Annotated in this window: 15 protein-coding genes; 14 read left to right on the forward strand and 1 reads right to left on the reverse strand. The window is 61.9% G+C overall.

Going from position 1 to position 16697, the window contains the following annotated elements; genetic code table 11:
* Positions 1 to 96 precede the first annotated feature (96 nt).
* From CJU94_RS42560 to CJU94_RS24260, 14 genes are all read left to right on the forward strand, one after another.
* Positions 97 to 318 carry a hypothetical protein gene (locus tag CJU94_RS42560; RefSeq protein WP_171983793.1) on the forward strand — a complete coding sequence of 74 codons (222 nt, stop codon included), beginning with the start codon at positions 97 to 99 and terminating at the stop codon, positions 316 to 318.
* Positions 319 to 623: 305 nt separating this feature from the next.
* The gene (locus tag CJU94_RS24200; RefSeq protein WP_095421196.1) at positions 624 to 1418 is read left to right on the forward strand and encodes a gamma-glutamyl-gamma-aminobutyrate hydrolase family protein; all 795 of its coding nucleotides are present in this window, start codon (positions 624 to 626) and stop codon (positions 1416 to 1418) included.
* Between the two features lie 32 nt (positions 1419 to 1450).
* The gene (locus tag CJU94_RS24205; protein ID WP_095421197.1) at positions 1451 to 2785 is read left to right on the forward strand and encodes a glutamine synthetase family protein; all 1335 of its coding nucleotides are present in this window, start codon (positions 1451 to 1453) and stop codon (positions 2783 to 2785) included.
* Positions 2786 to 2812: 27 nt separating this feature from the next.
* Positions 2813 to 4252 (forward strand): aspartate aminotransferase family protein, encoded by a 1440-nt coding sequence (locus CJU94_RS24210; RefSeq protein WP_095421198.1) that lies wholly within the window; start codon positions 2813 to 2815, stop codon positions 4250 to 4252.
* 73 nt (positions 4253 to 4325) lie between these two features.
* Entirely contained in the window at positions 4326 to 5447 is a 1122-nt protein-coding gene (locus CJU94_RS24215) for a polyamine ABC transporter substrate-binding protein (RefSeq protein ID WP_095421199.1), read from the forward strand.
* Between the two features lie 211 nt (positions 5448 to 5658).
* Positions 5659 to 6822 (forward strand): ABC transporter ATP-binding protein, encoded by a 1164-nt coding sequence (locus CJU94_RS24220; protein ID WP_095421200.1) that lies wholly within the window; start codon positions 5659 to 5661, stop codon positions 6820 to 6822.
* Positions 6819 to 7790, forward strand: a complete 972-nt coding sequence (locus CJU94_RS24225; RefSeq protein ID WP_095421201.1) for an ABC transporter permease subunit — start codon at positions 6819 to 6821, stop codon at positions 7788 to 7790. The genes CJU94_RS24220 and CJU94_RS24225 overlap by 4 nt, the downstream gene beginning before the upstream one ends.
* On the forward strand, positions 7787 to 8698 hold the full coding sequence (locus tag CJU94_RS24230) for an ABC transporter permease subunit (protein ID WP_095421202.1): 912 nt from the start codon (positions 7787 to 7789) through the stop codon (positions 8696 to 8698). The genes CJU94_RS24225 and CJU94_RS24230 overlap by 4 nt, the downstream gene beginning before the upstream one ends.
* Positions 8699 to 8736: 38 nt before the next feature.
* Positions 8737 to 10305 carry a DUF3138 family protein gene (locus CJU94_RS24235; protein ID WP_095421203.1) on the forward strand — a complete coding sequence of 523 codons (1569 nt, stop codon included), beginning with the start codon at positions 8737 to 8739 and terminating at the stop codon, positions 10303 to 10305.
* A 68-nt stretch (positions 10306 to 10373) separates the two neighbouring features.
* Positions 10374 to 11666: an NAD(P)/FAD-dependent oxidoreductase gene (locus CJU94_RS24240; RefSeq protein WP_095421204.1), complete on the forward strand. Its 1293-nt coding sequence runs from the start codon at positions 10374 to 10376 to the stop codon at positions 11664 to 11666.
* Positions 11666 to 12988: an NAD(P)/FAD-dependent oxidoreductase gene (locus tag CJU94_RS24245; RefSeq protein WP_095421205.1), complete on the forward strand. Its 1323-nt coding sequence runs from the start codon at positions 11666 to 11668 to the stop codon at positions 12986 to 12988. The genes CJU94_RS24240 and CJU94_RS24245 overlap by 1 nt, the downstream gene beginning before the upstream one ends.
* A gap of 344 nt (positions 12989 to 13332) precedes the next feature.
* Positions 13333 to 14022 (forward strand): DUF969 domain-containing protein, encoded by a 690-nt coding sequence (locus CJU94_RS24250; protein WP_095421206.1) that lies wholly within the window; start codon positions 13333 to 13335, stop codon positions 14020 to 14022.
* Positions 14022 to 14972 (forward strand): DUF979 domain-containing protein, encoded by a 951-nt coding sequence (locus CJU94_RS24255; protein ID WP_095421207.1) that lies wholly within the window; start codon positions 14022 to 14024, stop codon positions 14970 to 14972. Before CJU94_RS24250 ends, CJU94_RS24255 begins: the two co-directional genes overlap by 1 nt.
* A gap of 10 nt (positions 14973 to 14982) precedes the next feature.
* Positions 14983 to 15993 (forward strand): DUF2891 domain-containing protein, encoded by a 1011-nt coding sequence (locus CJU94_RS24260; RefSeq protein ID WP_095421208.1) that lies wholly within the window; start codon positions 14983 to 14985, stop codon positions 15991 to 15993.
* A 193-nt stretch (positions 15994 to 16186) separates the two neighbouring features.
* On the opposite strand, the gene CJU94_RS24265 is transcribed toward CJU94_RS24260, so the two are convergent.
* Positions 16187 to 16612: a PRC-barrel domain-containing protein gene (locus tag CJU94_RS24265; protein ID WP_095421209.1), complete on the reverse strand. Its 426-nt coding sequence runs from the start codon at positions 16610 to 16612 to the stop codon at positions 16187 to 16189.
* Between the last annotated feature and the right edge of the window lie 85 nt (positions 16613 to 16697).

Below are 16697 nucleotides of genomic sequence, written 5' to 3' on the forward strand. Positions count from 1 at the left end.
CGAGACGATTTTCCCAGCGTCCTGTTTCTTTAAACGCCCCGGGCGGATTTCGAGCAGGCCGTTCAATACTTTCAACGTCGCTAGTCGAGTGTAATCGTGAGAGTCCGAGGCCCTTTGGTGAGATGGAATCGTAGTCAGGCGAGTTGTCCTCGCGCTGACGGCGCCATCGCCGACGGCAGCAACGGCAGCCTTGCGTTCCGCCGCTTTCTGTCCGTCTTCACGATCCTGTCCCGCCGTTCAGTTCGACGTCACAACTCCATCTCCGCGCGCGCCTTCATCGCCGTGCGCACGGATGAAGTCGCCTCGCTGCTGCCGTAGCGCCTCCCACCTTTTCGCCGTTCGATTCATCCGTTTGCGTGAGCGCGCTCTTTCGAGCCGTGCGTTCCTGCATGTGCGGTGCCGTCTGCCGCCCGCGCGTGTCATGCCCATCGGATCGGTTGCGCACCGCAGCGGATCGAATCGAACAGCCCATCCGATCACCACGCGCGGCGCGTTTCTGTTGACGACGGCCGCCTGCACTACCCCGGTGGCTTTGCGCGCGGCGCACGGCTGCGGAGTCGTGCCGCGCTGTGTTTAACGTTGTTCATGCCGCGTCCCGCGGGGAACACACACGTCTATTCGTTATGCGAACCAAACCCCTCGTCGGCATCAGCGCCGACAGAACGATGATGGGAGTCCACCCGTCGCACGTGGTCGGCGAGAAGTACATCGCCGCGATCGTGGACGGCTCACAGGCGCTGGCCATGTTGCTGCCGGCGCTCGGCGAGCGGCAGTCCGCCGCGGACGTGCTCGCGACGGTCGACGGCCTGCTGTTTACCGGCAGCTATTCGAACGTCGAGCCGCACCGCTACGGCGGCGCGCCCAGCACGCCGGGTACGCTGCACGACGCCGCTCGCGATGCGACGACGCTGCCGCTCATGCGCGCGGCGATCGCCGCCGGTGTGCCGGTGCTGGCCGTCTGCCGGGGCTTCCAGGAAATGAACGTGGTTTTTGGCGGGACGCTGCATCAAAGCGTTCACGCGGTGGCCGGCCTGAACGACCATCGCGAGAACAAGGAAGACGACCTCGACGTGCAATACGCACCGTCGCATTCGATCACGCTGACGCAGGGCGGCTTGTTACAGCGCCTCGCGGGCGGCACGAATGAAGCGCGTGTGAATTCATTGCACGGTCAAGGCGTCGAGCGGCTGGGCGTCGGCCTCATGGCCGAAGCCACCGCGCCGGATGGCCTGATTGAAGCGGTGAGCGTGAAAGATGCGCGCGCCTTCGCGCTGGGTGTGCAGTGGCACCCGGAGTGGAAGCATGCCACCGACGCGCTTTCCACCGCGATCTTTCGTGCGTTCGGCGACGCCTGCCGCGATCGAATGCGCACCAAGGCCGGCTATGGCGCGGCATCCGCCGCTGCCACGCATGCCTGAGCCGGTCGCGCACCAAAACAGAGAGAACAATCATGCATGACATCGACGAATTTCTGAAGAAGAACCGTGTCACCGAAATCGAAGCGATCATTCCGGATATGGCCGGGATCGCGCGCGGCAAGATCATTCCGCGCAGCAAATTCGAGTCCGGCGAGTCCATGCGCTTGCCGCAGGCGGTGATGATCCAGACCGTCACAGGGGACTATCCGGAAGACGGCACGCTCACCGGCGTCACCGATCCGGACATGGTCTGCGTGCCCGACCCGAGCACCATCCGCATGATTCCGTGGGCCGTCGATCCGACCGCCCAGGTGATCCACGATTGCGTTCACTTCGACGGCACACCGGTCGCGATCTCGCCGCGCCGCGTACTGCGCCGCGTGCTCGAACTCTACAAGGCCAAGGGCTGGAAGCCGGTCATCGCGCCCGAGCTCGAGTTCTACCTGGTCGACATGAACAAGGATCCGGACCTGCCGCTGCAACCGCCTATCGGCCGTACCGGCCGCCCGGAAACCGGCCGTCAGGCGTATTCGATCGAAGCGGTCAACGAATTCGATCCGCTCTTCGAAGACATCTACGAATACTGCGAGGTGCAGGAGCTGGAAGTCGATACGCTGATTCACGAAGTCGGCGCCGCGCAGATGGAAATCAACTTCATGCACGGCGATCCGCTCAAGCTCGCCGACAGCGTGTTCCTGTTCAAGCGCACCGTCCGTGAAGCCGCGCTGCGCCACAAGATGTACGCGACCTTCATGGCCAAGCCGATGGAAGGCGAACCGGGTTCGGCGATGCACATGCATCAAAGTCTCGTCGACGAAGAAACCGGCCACAACCTCTTCACCGGCGCCGATGGCAAGCCGACCACCTTGTTCACGAGCTATATCGCCGGTTTGCAGAAGTACACGCCTGCGCTGATGCCTATTTTCGCGCCGTACATCAACTCGTATCGCCGCCTGTCGCGCTTCATGGCCGCGCCGATCAACGTGGCATGGGGTTACGACAACCGCACGGTGGGCTTCCGGATTCCGCATTCGGGGCCGGCCGCGCGCCGCATCGAAAACCGCATTCCTGGCGTGGACTGCAACCCGTATCTGGCGATTGCAGCGACGCTCGCCGCCGGCTACCTCGGCATGACGCAGCAACTCGAAGCCACCGAGCCGCTGCTCAGCGACGGCTACGAATTGCCGTATCAGCTGCCGCGCAATCTCGAAGAGGGCCTCACGTTGATGGGCGCCTGTGAGCCGATCGCCGAAGTACTCGGCGAAAAGTTCGTCAAGGCGTACCTCGCCCTGAAAGAAACCGAATACGAAGCGTTCTTCCGCGTGATCAGTTCGTGGGAACGCCGGCATTTGCTGCTGCACGTGTAAGGCAAACGCAAAATTATTGGAGGCAGTATGAGCTACAGAACAGAAGAAGTCGCTTACGTGCAACCGGCGCAACCCGGCGCAAACGCACAAGCCACGCAACAGCAACGCAGCACCGCCGAATATCGCGCGCTCGACGCCGCGCACCACATTCATCCGTTTTCGGATATGGGCGCGCTCAATCGCGCGGGCAGCCGTGTGATCGTCAAGGCACAAGGCGTGTACCTGTGGGACTCGGACGGCAACAAGGTGATCGACGGCATGGCCGGCCTGTGGTGCGTGAACGTGGGTTATGGCCGCAAGGAACTGGCCGACGCCGCGTACCGGCAGATGATGGAACTGCCTTTCTACAACACCTTCTTCAAGACGACGCACCCGCCGGTGATCGAGCTGTCGGCGCTGCTCGCGGAGCTGGCGCCGGAACCGTTCAATCATTTCTTCTACTGCAACAGCGGTTCGGAAGGCAACGACACGGTGCTGCGCATCGTCCACCACTACTGGGCCACGCAGGGCAAACACTCGAAGAAATTCGTCATCTCGCGCAAGAACGGCTATCACGGTTCGACCATCGCGGGCGGCACGCTCGGCGGCATGGGCTACATGCACGACCAGATGCCCTCGAAAGTCGAGAACATCGTGCATATCGACCAGCCGTATTTCTTCGGTGAAGCAGAAGGCAATCTGACGCCGGAAGAGTTCGCTCTGGCTCGCGCGCAGCAACTGGAAGCGAAGATTCTCGAAATCGGTGCGGACAATGTCGCCGCATTCATCGGTGAGCCTTTCCAGGGAGCGGGCGGCGTGATCTTCCCGGCTTCGACGTACTGGCCGGAAATCCAGCGCATCTGCCGCAAGTACGACATTCTGCTCGTCGCCGATGAAGTGATCGGCGGCTTCGGCCGCACCGGCGAATGGTTCGCGCATCAGCACTTCGGTTTCGAGCCGGATCTGATCACGATGGCCAAGGGCCTGACGAGCGGCTACGTGCCGATGGGCGCGGTCGGCCTGCATGACCGCGTCGCCAAGGCGATCATCGAAAACGGCGACTTCAACCACGGGCTCACGTACTCCGGGCATCCGGTCGCCGCCGCCGTCGCGGTCGCGAACCTCAAGCTGCTGCGCGACGAGAAGATCGTCGAGCGCGTCAAAACCGATACGGGTCCGTACTTCCAGAAGAAGCTGCGCGACACGTTCGGCGCTCACCCGATCATCGGCGAAATCTCCGGTGCGGGTCTGGTGGCCGGCCTGCAACTCGCGCAAGACCCCAAGACACGCAAGCGTTTCGCCAATGGCGGCGATGTCGGCACGATCTGCCGCGACTTCTGCTTCAACGGCAATCTCATCATGCGCGCCACCGGCGACCGGATGCTGCTGTCGCCACCGCTGGTCATCAACAAGCTGGAAATCGACGAGATCGTCTCGAAGGCCAAAAAAGCCATCGACGCAACGGCACAACAACTCGGCATTTCGTAACGGCAGTTCGTACCGGCATGGGCACACCCACACATCACGCTCATGCCGGCTCTTCACATCAAGGGAAAAAACCATGAGCGTTAGTCATCTTCGTCATGCGGTCGCGGGGGCCGCGCTTCTCGCCTTCACCGGTTTTGCGGCGCTGTCGGTGACGCCGGCCCTTGCGGCCGACACGGAACTGAATGTGTACAACTGGTCGGACTACATCGCGAAGGACACGATTCCGAACTTCGAGAAGCAGGACGGCATCAAGGTCAAATACGACAACTACGATAGCGACGACACGTTGCAGGCCAAGCTGCTTGCCGGCAGTTCCGGCTACGACATCGTGGTGCCGACGTCGAATTACATGGCCAAGCAGATTCAGGCCGGCGTGTACCAGAAGCTCGACAAATCGAAGCTGCCGAACCTCGCCAATCTCGACCCCGTGCTGATGAAGATGATCGCGGACGCGGACCCGGGCAACCAGTACGGCGTGCCTTGGGCATACGGTACGGACGGCATCGGCTATAACGTGCAAGCCGTGCAGAAAGCGCTCGGCGCCAATGCGCCGGTGGACAGCTGGGCACTGATCTTCGATCCGGCCAATCTCTCCAAGCTGAAAAGCTGCGGCGTATCGATCCTCGACCAGGCCGTCGACGTCTTCGCCGCCACGCTGCAATACATGCACAAGGATCCGAACAGCACGAATCCCGCCGACTACCAGGCCGCATTCGAAGTGCTGAAGAAGATCCGCCCGTATATCACCCAATTCAATTCGTCGGGCTATATCAACGACCTCGCCAACAACGACGTATGCGTCGCATTCGGCTGGTCGGGCGACGTCGGCATCGCGAGCCGCCGTACCGAAGAAGCCAAGCGTTCGTACCAGATCAAGTTCTCGAACGTGAAGGAAGGGGGCCTGCTCTGGTTCGACGTGATGGTGATTCCGAAAGATGCGCCGCATCCCGAAGCCGCGTTGAAATGGATCAACTACATTTCGGACCCGAAGGTCAACGCCGCCATCACCAACGAGGTGTTCTACCCTACCGCGAACAAGGCCGCGCGCCAGTTCGTGACGCCTGCTGTCGCACAGGACAAGACCGTTTATCCGGGCGATGAAGTGTTGAGCAAGATGACGCTGATGAAGCCGATGCCGACCGACATTCTGCGCCTTGAAAACCGTCTTTGGGCCCAGCTCAAAACCGGCCATTAATCAGGCCGACGATATAAAGCATTGATCCCGCGCTCAGGGATCGCTCGAACCCCGAGCGCATGAATAGCAGTCACGGTAGTCAGCCTGCGCGCCTCCAGCGTCCCACCGGTGCGCAGTCCCATGTTTTCCGATCGCAGCGCACGTTGCGAAGCGCTTCCCGCGCCTCGTATGGAGACACTTGCGCCCGCGATCCGCAAGGAATGGTTACATCATGAACTCGACGACCTTAAACAGTGCCGCCGGCGCCACCCAGATGGCTCGCCCCGCAGCGACGGCAAAATCGAAAGCGGACGAATTCGTTCGGATCGAAAATGTCGTGAAGAAATTCGGCGACAGCACCGCTGTCGACAACGTCAACCTGAGCATCGCCAAGAACGAGTTGTTCGCGCTGCTCGGCAGCTCCGGCTGCGGCAAGTCCACGCTCCTGCGCATGCTCGCGGGGCTCGAGACGGTCACGTCCGGACGCATTTTCGTCGACGGCGAAGATCTCGCCGCGATGCCGCCGTACAAGCGGCCGGTCAATATGATGTTCCAGTCGTACGCCCTCTTCCCGCACATGAGCGTGGAGGCGAACATCGCCTTCGGCCTGAAGCAGGAAGGCACGCCGAAAAACGAAATCAGGGAACGCGTGGCCGATGCGCTCAATCTCGTGCAGATGAGCAAGTACGCGCAACGCAAGCCGCATCAACTGTCAGGCGGCCAGCAGCAGCGTGTGGCGCTCGCCCGTTCGCTCGTCAAGCGCCCCAAGCTGCTGCTGCTCGACGAGCCGATGTCGGCGCTCGATAAAAAAATCCGCCAGAAGACCCAGCTCGAACTCGTGAACATCATCGAAAAGGTCGACGTGACCTGCGTGATGGTCACGCACGACCAGGAAGAAGCGATGACCATGGCCGGACGCCTCGCCGTGATGAGCGAAGGCCGCATCGTGCAGATCGGCTCGCCGAGCCAGGTCTACGAGTTTCCGAATAGCCGCTTCTCCGCCGAATTCATCGGCTCGACCAACCTGTTCGAAGGCACGGTGGTCGCGGATGAGCCAGACCACATCTTTGTGGAAAGCGAAGACCTCGAATCGCGCATTTATGTGAGCCACGGCATTACCGGGCCGCTCGGCATGCTGGTCGGCATCTCCGTGCGTCCGGAGCGCATCAAGGTCTCGCTCGACAAGCCGTCCACACCGCACAACTGGGCGCGCGGCGTGGTGTCGGATGTCGCGTACATGGGCAGCTATTCGCTGTATCACGTGCGTCTGCCGAGCGGCAAAACCGTCGTGTCGAATCTCTCCAGCTCGCATCTGATGGCCGAAGGTGCGCCCTCCTATAACGACGACGTGTTCGTCTACTGGTCGCCGGCTAGCGGCGTGGTGCTGACGCAATGAGCAATCCCACTACCTCCTCCGCGGCGCTCGGCGCGCCGTCCGGCAGCCGTGTGCCCGGCTCGCTGAAAAAACGCCTGTCGATGCTGCTGCCCTCGGGCCGCGCGACCGTGATCGGCGTGCCGTTCCTCTGGCTCGCGGTGTTCTTCGCGTTGCCGTTCGTGCTGGTGCTGAAGATCAGTTTCGCCGATCTGCGTCTGGGCATTCCGCCCTACACGGATCTCGTGACGGTCAAGGACGGCATGGTGCATTTCGCCATGCAGCTCAGCCACTACGCGTTCCTGCTGCAGGACGATCTGTACGTCGCCACGTATATCAGCTCGCTGAAGATGGCCGCGGTCTCGACCTTCTTTTGCCTGCTGATCGGCTATCCGATTGCGTACTACATCGCCCGTTCCGAGCCGACCAAACGCAACCTGCTGATGATGGGCGTGATGCTGCCCTTCTGGACCTCGTTCCTGATTCGTGTCTATGCATGGATCGGCATCCTGAAGGACGACGGACTGCTCAATCACACGCTGATGGCGATCGGCATGATTCATTCGCCGTTGCGCCTCTACCACACGGATATTGGCGTCTATATCGGCATGGTTTATTCGTACCTGCCCTTCATGGTGATGCCGTTGTATGCGCACCTCGTGAAGATGGATCTGACGCTGCTCGAAGCGGCCTACGACCTCGGTTGCAAACCGTGGACGGCCTTCACGCGCATCACGTTGCCGCTGTCGAAGAACGGCATTATCGCCGGCAGTCTGCTGGTGTTCATTCCGGCGGTCGGCGAGTACGTGATTCCGGAACTGCTCGGCGGCGCCGACACGCTGATGATCGGCCGTGTGATGTGGGATGAATTCTTCAACGATATGGACTGGCCGATGGCATCCGCAGTGACGGTCGCCATGGTTCTACTGCTGCTCGTGCCGATGGCCGTGTTCCAGTACTACCAGGTCAAGGAACTGGAGGGCGCGAAATGATCAAGCCTAATAAGACGCTGTCCAATAGCGTGCTGACATTCGGATTTCTGTTTCTTTACATTCCGATCATCAGCCTGGTGGTGTATTCGTTCAACGAATCGAAGCTCGTCACGGTGTGGTCCGGCTTCTCGCTCAAATGGTACGGCGCGCTGTTGCACGACGGCGAACTGCTGAATGCCGCATGGCTTTCGCTGAAGATCGGTCTGTTGACCGCGTGCGCTTCCGTTGTGATCGGCACATGGGCCGGATTCGTGCTCGCGCGCTTCGGACGCTTTCGCGGCTTCACGCTGTTCGCCGGCATGATCAACGCGCCGCTCGTGATTCCGGAAGTGATTCAGGGTATCTCGCTGCTGTTGCTGTTCGTCGCGCTCGAACAAATGCTCGGTTGGCCGAAGGGCCGCGGGCTCTTCACGATCTGGATCGGCCACGTCATGCTGTGCGTGTCGTATGTGGCGATCATCGTGCAATCGCGTGTGAAAGAGCTCAACAAGTCGCTCGAAGAAGCCGCGCTCGACCTCGGCGCCACGCCTTTCAAGGTGTTCTTCCTGATCACGCTGCCGCTCATCTCGCAGGCGCTGATGTCGGGCTGGCTGCTGTCGTTCACGCTTTCTTTCGACGACCTCGTGCTCTCCGCGTTCCTGTCCGGCCCCGGCTCGACCACGCTGCCGCTCGTCGTGTTCTCGCGTGTGCGTCTCGGCCTGAATCCGGAAATGAATGCGCTCGCCACGATCTTTATCACCACCGTGACAATCGGCGTGATTGCCGTGAACCGCTGGATGCAGTTGCGCGAGCGCAAACGCAACCGCGACATGCAAATGGCTTTCGCCCTCGCCGAAGCCGCCGATCCCCTGCCCTCCGCTCCACAACAAGCCGCCGTACGGAAGTCGCTCGATACGGCACGTGCATAAGCAGTGATTTTGCAGTACGACCAATAAGGAGAATTTGAATGAGAAAGAAACTCATCTGTCTGTTGGTGGCGGGGAGTCTGCCTGGCATTGCCATGGCGGATGCCACCAGCGACCAGATCAAGGCGCTTCAGGCTCAACTGAATGCACTGCAAAAGGAGGTCAAACAGTTGCGCGCTGAAGTCGCCACCAAACCGAAGGCAGCCGCGGCGGCGAGCGCGCCCCCTGCCCCGGCGGTGGTGGCGGCGCCCGTGGATATCTCGTCGCCTGAATACGGCAAGGCTCAGGCAACGCTGACCAACGACGACGTGACGGCGATGAAGCAACAGATCGCCAATCAGCAGTTGAAGGTCGATTCGCTCGAAGACGCGGCGCAGACCGGACCGATCGCCGGTCTGTCGGTGACGGGCTATATCGATCCGACCTATATCTATAACCGCGCGCAGAGCAGTTCGTCGTTCCTGTTCGCGAACCACGAAAGCAGCTACAACTACTTCAACAGCACGTTCGGCGACCTGTACCTCGACATCAAGAAGACTTTCGGTGTCGGCCCGATGGCGCCGTCGGCGGAAATCACGTTGATGCCCAATCGCGGCAACGGCATTACGCTGCTGCAGAATTCGCACGGCAATATCGGCAACAACATCCTGAATACGGCGGTGGTCAACGTGCCGCTGACGGCGAGCACGACGCTCGTGGCCGGTTTGATTCCGAGCTTCGGCGGCTATGAAGTGCAGCAGTCGAACCAGATGCTCACGCTCACGCACAACCTGCTGTACGACTTCTCGGATCCGGGCAGCTATGTCGGGATCGGCGCGAACTACACGGCCGGCAACTGGGCGTGGAAGTTCTTCCTCGGCAACGAGCAGTACCGCACCTATGGCGCGACGACGCAGATCGGCACCAACGCGCTGGGCGACCCGATCACGACCAGCAACAAGATCCCGACCTTCACCGCGCGTACCGACTACACATGGTCGAGCGCGCTGGATATCGGCGGATCGTTCAATATCGGGCGTCAGACCTTGCCTAGCGCGATCGACGCGAACGGCGTGGTCAGCTACGGCGTAGGCGGCCAGGCGCCGAGCTCGGGCGGTACCTTCTTCTTCACCGAAGCCGACCTGACCTATACGCTCGCCGACGTGCAGTACAACGCCGAGATCGACTACGGTCAGCAGCAAAACGCCGCGTACAACGGCGGCCAGGCGCAGTGGTACGGCCTGTCGCTGCTCGCGCACCGCAAGTTCAACCTGCCGGTGGTGGGCCGCATGGGCGCGACCCTGCGCTATGACCTGCTGGTCGACAGCAAGAACGGCGGCGGCGGTGGCGGCATCGCGTTGAACGGCAACGGCATGGACACGGCGAACGGCTTCGGCATCGGCGCGGACTGTCTGGCCAATTCGCAGGCGAACGGCGGCCTTGGCTTCGAGTGCAAGGGCGCAACCCGCCAGGACGTGTCGCTCGACCTGCTGTTCTATCCGACCCAACAGATCACGGTCAAGGTGGAATATCGCCACGACTGGGCCAACAAGCAGGTGTTCCTGAAGAACGACGGTTCGTACGGCAAGTCCAACGACCTGCTCGCGACCCAGTTCATCTACTCGTTCTAATCCGCTCTGCCGGCGCGTGGCCTTGCAGGAAAGGCCACGCGCACAGGCTCATTCCGCACGCACTGCCTATGCTCCGATTCTCGAACCAGCCTCACGTCGCCTCGTACTACGCCGCCACCGCCAACGACACCACCCGCTATCCCGCGCTCGAAGAAACGATGACCGTCGACGTCTGCGTGATCGGCGCAGGCCTCACCGGCATTTCCACTGCGCTGAACCTTGCCGAACGCGGCCATTCGGTCGCGGTGCTCGAAGCATCGAAAGTCGGATGGGCGGCGAGCGGCCGCAATGGCGGCCAGTTGATCGGCGGCTTTGCGTGCGATATCGATACGTTCGCGAAGTACATGCCCGCGGACGACGTGAAGCGCGTTTGGGACATGGGGATCGAAACCCTCGATATCGTCAAGGAACGGGTCGCGAGGCATCAGATCGATTGCGACTTGACCATCGGCTATCTGACCGTTGCCAATAAGCCGCGCGATACCGACGCGCTGCAGAAATGGCGCGATGAAGCGCAACGGCGCTTCGGCTACGACCGCTTCAGTTATGTCGACGCCGACGGCGTGGGCAACTATGTCCAGTCCCAGCGCTACCTGGGCGGCCTGTTCGACGCGGACAGCGGCCATCTGCATCCGTTGAATTACACGCTTGGCCTCGCGCGCGCGGCACGCGAGGCCGGCGTGCGGATTTTCGAAGACAGCTGCGTCACCGCCTTGCGTGAAGAAAACGGCCTGCATGTCGCGCAGACCGCGCGTGGCGACGTGCGCGCGAAATTCGTCGTGCTCGCCTGCAACACCTACCTCGGCAAGCTTGCGCCGGAGGTGGCGAGCAAGATCATGCCGGTCGGCACCTACGTGATCGCCACCGAACCGCTCGACCCCGATCGCGCCGAAGCGCTGATGCCCGCCAAAGCCGCCGTGTGCGACAGCCGCTTCGTGCTCGACTATTTCCGGCCCGCGCCCGATCACCGCTTGCTGTGGGGCGGCAAGGTGAGCTACTCGACGTTCGCACCGCGCAACCTCGGCGAAGCGATGCGCCGCGATATGCTCAAAACCTTTCCGCAACTCGACGATGTCAAAATCGCCTATGCGTGGGGCGGTTTCGTCGATATCACCATGAACCGCGCGCCGCATTTCGGCCGGCTCTCGCCGACCGTGTATTTCGCGCAAGGCTTCTCAGGGCACGGCGTGAACACGACCGGTCTCGCGGGCAAGCTGATCGCCGAGGCGATCGACGGCCAGGCGTCGCGCTTCGATCTGTTCGGCAAGATTCGCCACCGCGACTTTCCTGGCGGCGCTACACTGCGCACCCCTGCCCTCGTCCTCGCGATGGCGTGGTATCGAATGAAGGACCTGCTTTGATGAATGCTCCGACGCCTGGCTTCAACACACTCGATCTGCGCGCCGACGCGCTGATCGCCAACTCCTACTATGAGGCGAGCGCAGTCCGTCCGCTCACCGACGACCCCGCGCTCGACGGCACGCTCGAAGCCGACGTGTGCGTGATCGGCGCGGGCTTCTCCGGTTTGTCGGTGGCGCTGGAGTGCCGCGCGCGCGGGCTCTCGGTGGTCGTGCTCGATGCGCACCGTCCCGGCTGGGGCGCGTCGGGCCGCAACGGCGGGCAGACGCTCGTAGGTTTCGCGAAAGACGAGATCATGGAGCGCCAGCTCGGTCTCGACGGTGCGCGAGCCGCGTGGGCAATGTCGGTGGAAGGTGTAGCGCTCGTGCGCGAGCGCATCGAGCGTTATGGCATCGACTGCGATTTCACGTCCGGCTATCTGACGGTCGCCACCAAACCGAAACGCGTGCCCGATCTGCGTGCGTGGATGGAATCGGCTTCGCAACGCTGGGGGTATGCCAGGCTCGCGTGGCTCGATACCGACGAAATTCGTGCACGGGTTGCGTCGCGACGCTATCTGGCCGGTGTCTACGATCCGTTTTCCGGCCATCTGCATCCGCTCAAATACTGTCTGGGTCTCGCCGCTGCGGCGCGCCGCGAAGGCGCGCAATTGTTCGCCCATTCGCCCGTCATCGAAGTCGTGCGCGGGGCGCGCCCCGTGGTGCGTACCGCGCGCGGCGAAGTGCGCTGCCGCTTCGTCGCGGCCTGCGGCAATGCGACGATCGGCGAGGTGCTGCCCGTGCCGGTCGCCGCGCGCATCGCGCCGATCGCGTCGTATATCGTCGCCACCGAACCGCTCGGCAAGGAACGCGCGGATGCGTTGATCAAAGGCCGCGAAGCGATTTGCGACAACAACTTCTTTCTCGACTACTTCCGTTTGTCGGCGGACCATCGCGTGCTGTTCGGCGGGCGGGCGAGTTCGACCGGCGCATCGCCCGTGCAACTCGGTGAAGAGATTTGCCAACGCATGATCGCCGTATTCCCGCAACTCGCCGATGTGAAAATCGACTATGCGTGGGGCGGCTTTGTCGACGTGACGCGCAATCGTGCGCCTGATTTTGGCTCGATCGATCCGAATTACTTCTACGTGCAAGGGTTTTCCGGGCACGGCGTCGCGCTGACAGGCATTGCCGGGCGCGTGGTGGCCAAAGCGATGGCGGGCGAGACGGCCGCTTTCGATCTGTTCGCGCGCTTGCGCCATGCGCGTTTTCCGGGTGGTCCGGCGTTGCGGGGGCCGGCGCTGGAACTCGGGATGATGTATCACCGGATCCTCGAGTTGTTCTAGCCGTCGTTGCTCGTCAGGAACAGCACACGCGCGCGCCGCTGTGCCGTCTTTCCCTTCTCCACGCTTTCGCCACGCCTAACGCGCCGCCGGGTCGACGCGTGAGCCTGGCTCGCCTTTCCCTCCCCTGCGCCTCGACCCGATTTTCTCTTTTAAGCGTTTACCCGCAAAACCCAATTTGTCGACTATTTATCGATAAATTCTCGTGTTAGATTGCTTCGCCTGTGAGCCAGTGCAACCTGGCGCAACCAACCGGCGCCCACGTGCAACCCGTGCGCTCCGGAACAAAAGCACGCATCCGGCAGCACACAATAACGACACATCAGCGACGCAGCAAGGAGAACAGCATGGGGGTTTTAATCGGCGTGCCGATCGTCGTATTCGGCTTCGCAATGCGCTTTAACGCGCTACTGGTCGTGACGATCGCGGGGATCGTCACGGGCATCGCCGGCGGCTTGCAGCCGGTCGAGATCGTCAGCGCATTCGGCAAGGCATTCGCGGATAACCGCTACATGGGGCTGATCTGGCTGACGCTGCCGGTCATCGCGCTGCTGGAGCGCAACGGCCTGAAAGAACAGGCGAGGCACCTGATTTCGCGCCTGCACGCCGCCACCACCGGCCGTGTGCTGATGCTGTACTTCGTGATCCGCCAGATCACGGCGGCGCTCGGGCTGACATCGCTCGGCGGCCACGCGCAGATGGTGCGTCCGCTGATCGCGCCGATGGCGGAGGCCGCCGCCGCGAACCGCTACGGTGAACTACCGGACGCGGTGCGCCAGCAGATCCGCGCGAATGCATCGGCGGTCGACAACATCGCCGTGTTCTTCGGCGAAGACATTTTCATTGCGATCCAGTCGATCCTGCTGATCAAGGGCTTCCTCGAACAGAACGGCATCGCGGTCGAACCGCTGCAGGTGTCGGTGTGGGCGATTCCCACGGCCGTGGCCGCGCTTCTGATTCATGTCGTGCGCCTGATCCTGCTGGACCGCAATCTCTCGCATAAGATGACCGCGTACGGCCGAGGTATCGCACGATGATGGTCAAACTCGAATCACTCTACGTGCTGGCCGGTTTGATGTTTGCCGCCTTCGCCCTGTTCAATCTGCGGGATCGTTCGAATCCGCGCCGCATCGGCAACTTCCTGTTCTGGGGGATCTACGCGATCACTTTCCTGTTCGGCGGAGAACTGCCGCACTTCGTGACAGGCTGCCTCGCCATCGCACTTGCCGTGATCGCCGGTTCCGGCAAGCTCGGCAAGGGCAAGACGGACAACAATACGGAAGCCGCCGCCACGCGCCGCGAAGCGAATGCGCAGCGCTTCGGCAACACGCTATTCATTCCGGCGCTGCTGATTCCGTTCATCACGTTGCTCGGCACGTTGGCGCTCAAACACGCGCCATTCGTCGAAGCGAAGAACGTCACGCTGATTTCGCTCGTATTGGGCACGCTGGTCGCGTTCGGCGCGGCGCTCTTCATGCTGCGCGACTCGCCGGTGCACGCATTGAAAGACGCGCGGCACACCATGGACACCGTCGGCTGGGCCGCCATTCTTCCGCAGATGCTGGCCGCCCTCGGGGCGCTGTTCGCCGTCGCGGGCGTGGGCCACGTAGTGTCGGATCTGGTGAAAACGTGGATTCCGCTCGACTCCGCCTTCGCGGTGGTGGCCGCTTATACGTTCGGCATGGCGATCTTCACGATGATCATGGGCAACGCATTCGCCGCGTTCCCTGTCATGACCGCGGGTATCGGCCTGCCGTTGATCGTGCATCAATTCCACGGCAACCCCGCCATTCTGGGCGCTATCGGCATGCTGTGCGGCTTTTGCGGCACTTTGATGACCCCGATGGCGGCCAACTTCAATATCGTGCCGGCCGCGCTGCTGGAGCTGAAAGATCAGAACGGCGTGATCAAGGCGCAATGGCCGACCGCTTTACTATTGTTGATCGTCAACACCATACTGTTATATCTGTTCGTATTCCGCTTTTGAGGAGGCGCCGATGACTACTCTGCTCACTCGCGAATTCGCGTCGAAATTCGCCAATCTCGCGCTTGCCCATCTCACGCGCGAATATCCGAACAAGCTGACCCACTCGCTCGCCGGACCGCAAGACGTGCAGGGCCCGCGCGCGCTGCACCCGATTTTTTACGGCAGCTACGACTGGCATTCGTGCGTGCACGGCTACTGGTTGATTCTGCATCTACTGGAACGCTTTCCCGATCTGCCTGAAGCGGCGCGCATCGTCGCGGTGGTCGACGAGCATTTCACCGCGGCGAATGTGGCCGGCGAGATTGCCTATCTCGATCTGCCGCATAACCGTGGTTTCGAGCGCCCGTATGGTTGGGCCTGGTTGCTCGCCCTCAGCGCGCAAATCGATTCGCTGAAACTCTCGGAAGCCGCGCGCTGGTCGAAAACTTTCGCGCCGCTCACCAAGGTGTTTGTCGAACGTTTCGAGGAATTCCTGCCGAAAGCGACCTACCCGTTGCGCGTGGGCACGCACTTCAACATGGCCTTCGCGTTGGCGCTGACGCTGGATTTCGCACGGCAAACGTCGCGCGAATCGCTGGAAGTACTGGTCGTGAATACCGCGGAACGCTGGTTCGTGGACGACGTCGCGTGTCAGGCGTGGGAGCCGGCCGGCGACGAATTCCTCTCGCCTTCGCTGATGGAAGCGGAGCTCATGCGCCGGGTGTTGCCGCCCGCGCAATTCGTCGACTGGTTCGGCCGCTTTCTGCCGAACCTCGGCGCGAAAAAACCCGCTACGCTGTTCGAGCCCGTCACCGTAACGGATCGCACCGACGGCAAGATCGCTCACCTCGACGGCCTGAATCTGAGCCGCGCATGGTGCCAGCGTTCGCTGGCGCGCGCGCTGCCCGCCGGCGACATTCGCCGCACAGTCCTGTTCGACGCAGCCGAGCGCCATCTGCAAAGCGCACTACCGCACGTGGCCGGTGATTATATGGGCGAGCACTGGCTCGGCACATTCGCCACGCTCGCGCTGCAAGCCTGATAAGGCCTGATTCAAGGCTCCAAATCCAATTTTTATGGGCGGCCTCGTCCGCTGAAACGACGAAAGCGGCGCCGCACGCGCGAAACGGTTTCTCTCACCAACCGTTTCGCACCGCGAGCGCCGCTTTGTCATGATCGCGCCCAACTCGAGCCGCTTCTTGCGGCTCAGCCGGCGACCACGCCGGCTTTCTGCATCACTGCCCCGTCAGCTTCTTCGGCTTCGGCGGCGCTTGAACCTTGTTGTACTGGAATGCGGGGGTCGCCTTCAAGGCGTCTTTGGTGGCGCCGGCCAGATAGAAATTGCCCTGGCGGATATCCAGTGCCGCGATGGGCACCGCAACGTCGTGCGAGGCCACGCCGAGGAATCCACCGGCGGAGACGATTGCGGCGGACAGCGAGCCGTCCGGCGCAACCACCAGATCGCGGACCGTACCGATCTTCTCGTTCTGATCGTTGTACACCGTCTTGCCGAGAATGCTCTTCTTCACACTCCAGCCGCTCAGCAGTGCGGTCGACTGTTCGACGGTGACGCTCAGCGGTTGCGTGCCGGCGACTTGCGCCTGCGCACCCAGGCTGGTTGCAGCTACTGCGACGACAACAACTAGTTTGCCCAAAGTCATATGGTTCACTCCGTATTTAAAGACTTGATCGGCACATGGCCTGCGCCAAAAGGAATCGCTGCAGCACGATCATACAGATTGCGCC

It is taken from the genome of Paraburkholderia aromaticivorans (assembly GCF_002278075.1).
Classification (GTDB): Bacteria; Pseudomonadota; Gammaproteobacteria; order Burkholderiales; family Burkholderiaceae; genus Paraburkholderia; species Paraburkholderia aromaticivorans.